Annotated in this window: 6 protein-coding genes; 1 reads left to right on the forward strand and 5 read right to left on the reverse strand. The window is 32.5% G+C overall.

Features of this window, described 5'->3' with window-relative positions; translation table 11 throughout:
* Positions 1–212: hypothetical protein (locus ACYTR8_RS09985; protein ID WP_479640836.1), on the reverse strand; the 212-nt coding region annotated here is incomplete at its 3' end.
* Between the two features lie 26 nt (positions 213–238).
* Positions 239–2,185: an SEC10/PgrA surface exclusion domain-containing protein gene (locus ACYTR8_RS09990; RefSeq protein ID WP_479642099.1), complete on the reverse strand. Its 1,947-nt coding sequence runs from the start codon at positions 2,183–2,185 to the stop codon at positions 239–241.
* A gap of 163 nt (positions 2,186–2,348) precedes the next feature.
* Between ACYTR8_RS09990 and ACYTR8_RS09995 the strand changes: the two genes are divergently transcribed.
* Positions 2,349–2,681 (forward strand): helix-turn-helix domain-containing protein, encoded by a 333-nt coding sequence (locus ACYTR8_RS09995; protein WP_136018163.1) that lies wholly within the window; start codon positions 2,349–2,351, stop codon positions 2,679–2,681.
* Positions 2,682–2,932: 251 nt separating this feature from the next.
* Here the strand turns inward: ACYTR8_RS09995 and ACYTR8_RS10000 are convergent, their stop codons facing one another.
* From ACYTR8_RS10000 to ACYTR8_RS10010, 3 genes are all read right to left on the reverse strand, one after another.
* Complete coding sequence (locus ACYTR8_RS10000) at positions 2,933–4,054, reverse strand: site-specific integrase (protein WP_018366757.1); 1,122 nt, start codon at positions 4,052–4,054, stop codon at positions 2,933–2,935.
* A 49-nt stretch (positions 4,055–4,103) separates the two neighbouring features.
* Positions 4,104–4,430, reverse strand: a complete 327-nt coding sequence (locus ACYTR8_RS10005; RefSeq protein WP_001188029.1) for a DUF771 domain-containing protein — start codon at positions 4,428–4,430, stop codon at positions 4,104–4,106.
* A 173-nt stretch (positions 4,431–4,603) separates the two neighbouring features.
* Positions 4,604–5,146: a hypothetical protein gene (locus ACYTR8_RS10010; RefSeq protein WP_479642100.1), complete on the reverse strand. Its 543-nt coding sequence runs from the start codon at positions 5,144–5,146 to the stop codon at positions 4,604–4,606.
* Positions 5,147–5,327: the final 181 nt, after the last annotated feature.

A 5,327-nucleotide genomic window follows, 5' to 3' on the forward strand; every position in this document is an offset into this window, starting at 1 on the left:
GGATAAGGAATTGCCTGTAATTTACCATCAACTTCTAAATGTATCAAATCTTTTCGAATAAAAGGATCATAAAACTTTTTTCGGTGTCTGTTATAATTCTCTATTTTTGAGGTTTCTGACCATTCAGTTGCTTTTTTAATCCCCATATTAGTAGCAGCATATCCGAGAGTTGCCCCTGAACTCACTTTCATTGCTTTAAGAAATAATCCCATGCTATCCTCTCTCTTTCTGGCTTATTTTAATTTTGGCTTGACTTAAAGCGATTACCGACAAATGGAATCAAAGCTAAGCCAAGAGTTAAGAAGCCGATAATAGCCCCTTTATCAGCGCTATCTTTAGTTTCTGGTAACTTAGCCTGATAAGTCATTGATTGTTGGTTACTATTAATTAGCTTAGCTGTAATAGACTGAACAGTACTTGAAGGTGTTACTGACTGATTAAATTGAGAAGGTTTTTCCTGATGACGTGGGAGTTCTGTTCTTTCTGTGGAAGACTTAGGTACTTCTGTTACAGTTGGTTTTTCTGGGTTGCTTGGCATCATAGGTTTAGCTGGTGCTTCTGGTACTGGTACATTAGAAGGAGTGAGTTCTTCTGGCTTGATAGGTACTACTGGTTGAACAGGTTTACTTGGAGTTTCAACGTGTGCTTCTGGCTTAGCTGGTGTTTCAGCTGGAGCTTCTGGCTTAGCAGGAACTGTTGCAAGAGCAGCTTTTAGTTTATTCAATTTAGCAGTTGCGCTATCGAGAGCGGCTTGCATATCTGCAAGGTTGCGAGCTGTTTGTGCTTTACGTTCTACAGCAGATGTGACAAGCGCTGACAAATCACCGGGCTGTACATTGCCCAATTGTGCTTGTTGTTCTTTCAATTGAACAACTTTGTTAGTTAATTCAGCAACATGAGATTTAGCAGCTTGAAGTTTTGATTGTTGAGTAGCGAGAGCTTCTGCTTTACCAGCAGCAAATGTACGAGCAGATTCTAGTTGTGCTAAAACTTCTTTTGCTTTTGGATCAACTTCTCCTTGGTAAGGATTAAGAAGTTTATTAGTGTCAAATTTATTAGCATCTTGAATGCGAGATTTTGGTACTTGTAAAACATGTACGGTTACAACGTCACCAACTCGAGAAATAGAAACACCTAAATATTCCCCTGAAACTCCAGTACCAACTAGAGATTCTGTGTGTTTCCAGTTAGATTTACTATCATTTGAAATCATATGTTCAATGGCATCATAAATATGTTTTTTGAGTTCTGCCATTGTAAAGGTATGAGTTTTATAACTTGATAATTGTCCCATGCCAGCATCTTCATAAGCATTTTGACCAGTAGCTTGAAGTCCATTAGCACGAGCTGCGTTATCAATAGCATTGACATCATGAGATTTTTCAAAGGCATTCCAATTATCTTTACGATAGTTTTGAGCGACATCTTTGGCAAATTGTACAGCACCTTTAGTAACAAATGTATTACCAACCGTTAGGTTAACACCTGCTTTTCGAGCTTGATCACGAACTTGGTTAATTAAAGATGCGGCATAATTAGACAAATCAGTCAATTGGTCATCGGTTAAGTTATCAATATCAACGGTTTGCTCGTCACCAGGATTTGAAACGAATGTAAAGTTATTATCACCACCCATAGCCGTTAGGTCATCTGAATAATCAGGAGCTGATTTATCACCTAACGCTTTCGCAAAATCTTCATCTAATTCAACAGTGCTTGGTTGTTTTGTTTCGGTTGATGCTTTAGCAGCTTCACTTTCAGCGGCTTTAAGTGCATCTTGGGCTTGTTGGTTTTCAGCTTGTGCTTTTTCAACGTCTTTAGTTTCGGTTGCAACATCTTCGTTAGCAACTTTAACATCATTTTCAGCAGTTGCAAGTTGTTTATCCACTTCTGCTTTTTGAGTTTCTACATCGGCTGCATTAGCTTCATTAGCTTTTGCTTGATCCACGGCTTGACTAGCCAAATCATCTGCAACTTTAGCTTTTTGTACTTTTTCAGTAAGATCAGCTACAACAGTTTCTTGATCTTTCACTTGTGTTTCAAGAGTGGCATTTTCATTAGCGGCTGCAACATCACCAGTAGTATTTACAGGAATTACAGTATCAGCATGTGCTTTAGCACCTGTACCAACTAACGCAGCGACTAAAGCAGCAGAAGTTACCATTTTTTTTGTGTTTGATTTCATTTAAGACTCTCCTCCCTTGAGAACCAACTTTAAAAGGTTATTTCTACAGCATTTTATCATATTTAAACAACCTTGTAAAGTTGTCTTAAGTTGATAAATCAACTTTTTGAGAAGTTACCTTTTATGACTAAACTCTTTATTATTAGGTAAGGAGAATACCAGCATGGAAAAAAATAATTTACAGTCTTTTATAGCTAAAAGAATCCGAAAAATACGCCTTCAAAGAGGCATGACTCAAGAGCAACTAGAAGAAAAAGCTGACTTAGGTGTCAACTACGCTTATAAATTAGAAAATCTGGCGACTAACATAAAAATCAATACTTTAGAAAAAGTACTAAACGCATTAGACATTACCATTACAGATTTTTTTGATACACCAAACTTTTCCTCCTCTTCCGAAATAGATAATCTAATTGAACAATTAAAGCTCCTGACTCCTTCAAAAAGAAATAAAGTGCTAAAAATAATCAATGTTATTATTAATGAATTAAAATAATGACACAGCATATTAACCAGCTAAAAATTGGTCAACTTTTGGTCAACCAATCTTTTCCTTATAATATCTAATAGGTGACAAAACCTTGAATTTTCGCCATTTTCCTTTTCTTTTGTTACTTAGTTTAACTCTTTTTAAACTGTAGGGGGTATTAATAATAGTGTCAAAAACCTTGATTTAAAAGGTTTTTTTCTTTGTTTTGGCAAATTTGTTCTAAATTTGTTCTAGAAGATATTCTTTAAAAATTAGCTTTAAGATACTAAACTTCTGACCGTTTCATATTCCTTATTTATTACTTCTGTCAAGACGTGACCATAAGTTTCAAGTAACTGTGTAATATCCTTATGACCCATTAATCTTGCAACTACCCAAATATCAACACCCTTAGCCAATAAGTAACTTCCATAGGTATGTCTTGCACCTATTGCAGTCATTTTTGAATCAATATTTAATAAATGTAATACATTTCTCAAACTTTTATTAATAGCACTATTTGACGACACACCGTATCTATAGTCATAAAATATTTGATTATTAATATTTACAATTTTTAAATTTTTCAACATAGCTTGCTGATCGTCCTTCAAGCGTCTTAAGATTAATGCTAAAGATTGACTAATAGGAATAGTACGAATAGAAGTTTTTGTTTTAGGTGGACTAAAAGTTCCTTTATCGCCACTGAATCTTCTATACGTCTTGATTTCTAGATCCTCAAAATTAACATCATCCCAAGTTAATGCTAAAGCTTCACCCACTCGCAAACCTGTTTTAAATAACACCAGTAATAAATAATAAACGATACTATTTGAATAATCTAAATTATTTTCTAAATAAGATATTACTTTCTTATAATCAGAAATACTATGTAGATATTTATCATCTGCATCCTTAACAAATTGCCTACCAGCTATGACAACTCCATCTGTAAAGTCAGATAATAAAATGCCATCTCTTTTTGCAAACTGAATGGTTTTTTTTATATCAGAATTTAATCTCCTGACATGATTTTTAGTATATTTTTCAGCGTACGTATTTAATTTCCTTTGATACGCACTATGCTTTATTTTATTTACCTTCTGATTCCCAAAAAGCTTACGAATAATCGAACCCCTAATAAAATATTTATTCTTAGTAGTCTCTGCTAAATCACTAGGCTTAATGACTAAGTTATACCATTCAAACCACAGTTCATACAATGTTATATCAGAAGATATAGAATTTACTAGTGACTTTTGTTGCTCTATCCTCATAGCTTCATTCATAGCTTCACGCTTTGTCTTAAAGCCTGAACCAGAAGCAACTAACTCACTTTTTTCATTGAATATTCTATAATCCCATAATTTCTTTTTACCTCTTTGTCTATATGTTGCCATTTTTCTCCTTTCCTAGACATCAAGGAATTTATCCTCAATATTATATCATTTAGTTATTTAATAAAATAGAACCAAAATTTTCTTCAAAGTATTTTCTAGCTCTAGTTGCTAATATTTTATAACGGCTACCTTTCCCCCTAGGATAAACAATAAAACCATTTGGATTAATTGATAAATCAACTTCCTTTTTAATATCTGGGTTTAATAAGATATCATTAATTAACTTTGACCTACCAAGGCCCAACAATTCTTGCAAATTATCAATATCCCACCATTTTCCTTGTTCATTATCACTTAACAAATCTAAATATTCCTCTTTTGATATGATAACGACATCATCTGGTACAGGAACACTCACATTAAAAACTTGTTGCATACTCATTCTCCTTATAATTTAATTACTCCGAACATTATTTGTTCCGGTTAAGCAGGTTTTCTGATTTAAAATCGAACTATTTTTCATCTTTAGCTTTAATTTATATACAGTATCCCCGAACTTTGCTCTTTAATAAAAAAACAAACAAAAAAGCCATGAAATTAATCATGACATCAATGTTTCTCCATATCTAATAAAATATCATTTATCAAAAATAACAAATACTTTCTAACTTCTCTTTTTTTAGAATCATGCAAAAAGAATTCTTTAAAACCTACATAATAAATATATAAAACAAATATCCATACAATTAATAAAATACTAGATTTAAAAGTTTTGGCATTTAACCAAGAAGTTACAACTCTCTCTATTGAATTATAACCTAATATTACTGGAATTAAACCTACTACAATCACACCAAAAAAATTAAATATCTTTTGTAAAAATGCTTTGAATTCTAAACCAATCCCTGTTGTCTCTCTATTTTCAATTATCATTCTTAAATGCTTCAAATCAAGTTCTGATAGTCCCATTAATTCTTTACGAACACTTTCAATTTCTTGAAATGTAGTTCTTGAATTTTTAATAGACAATTTTTTTATTATAAATCTAAATTTAGAATACTTTTCTTTTTTTTTAAAATCTCGTAATACAAAATCTAACCAAACATTTAACTCGTAACTATCATTTAGAGTAATATACTTATAGTTCAACACAATAACATCCCTTTATTTGTTATTATATCAATCGTGCAAAACTTTTTCTAGTAGCCTAATTTGTAAAATTAAGCTAGACAGAAAAAAGCCATCTATGTTAGGCTCAGATAAACACCACATTTGTCTGAAAGGAACTAACATAAATGACCTATACCCATCTTACCACAAATGAACTTGTTAT

It is taken from the genome of Streptococcus sp. F2 (assembly GCF_056500955.1).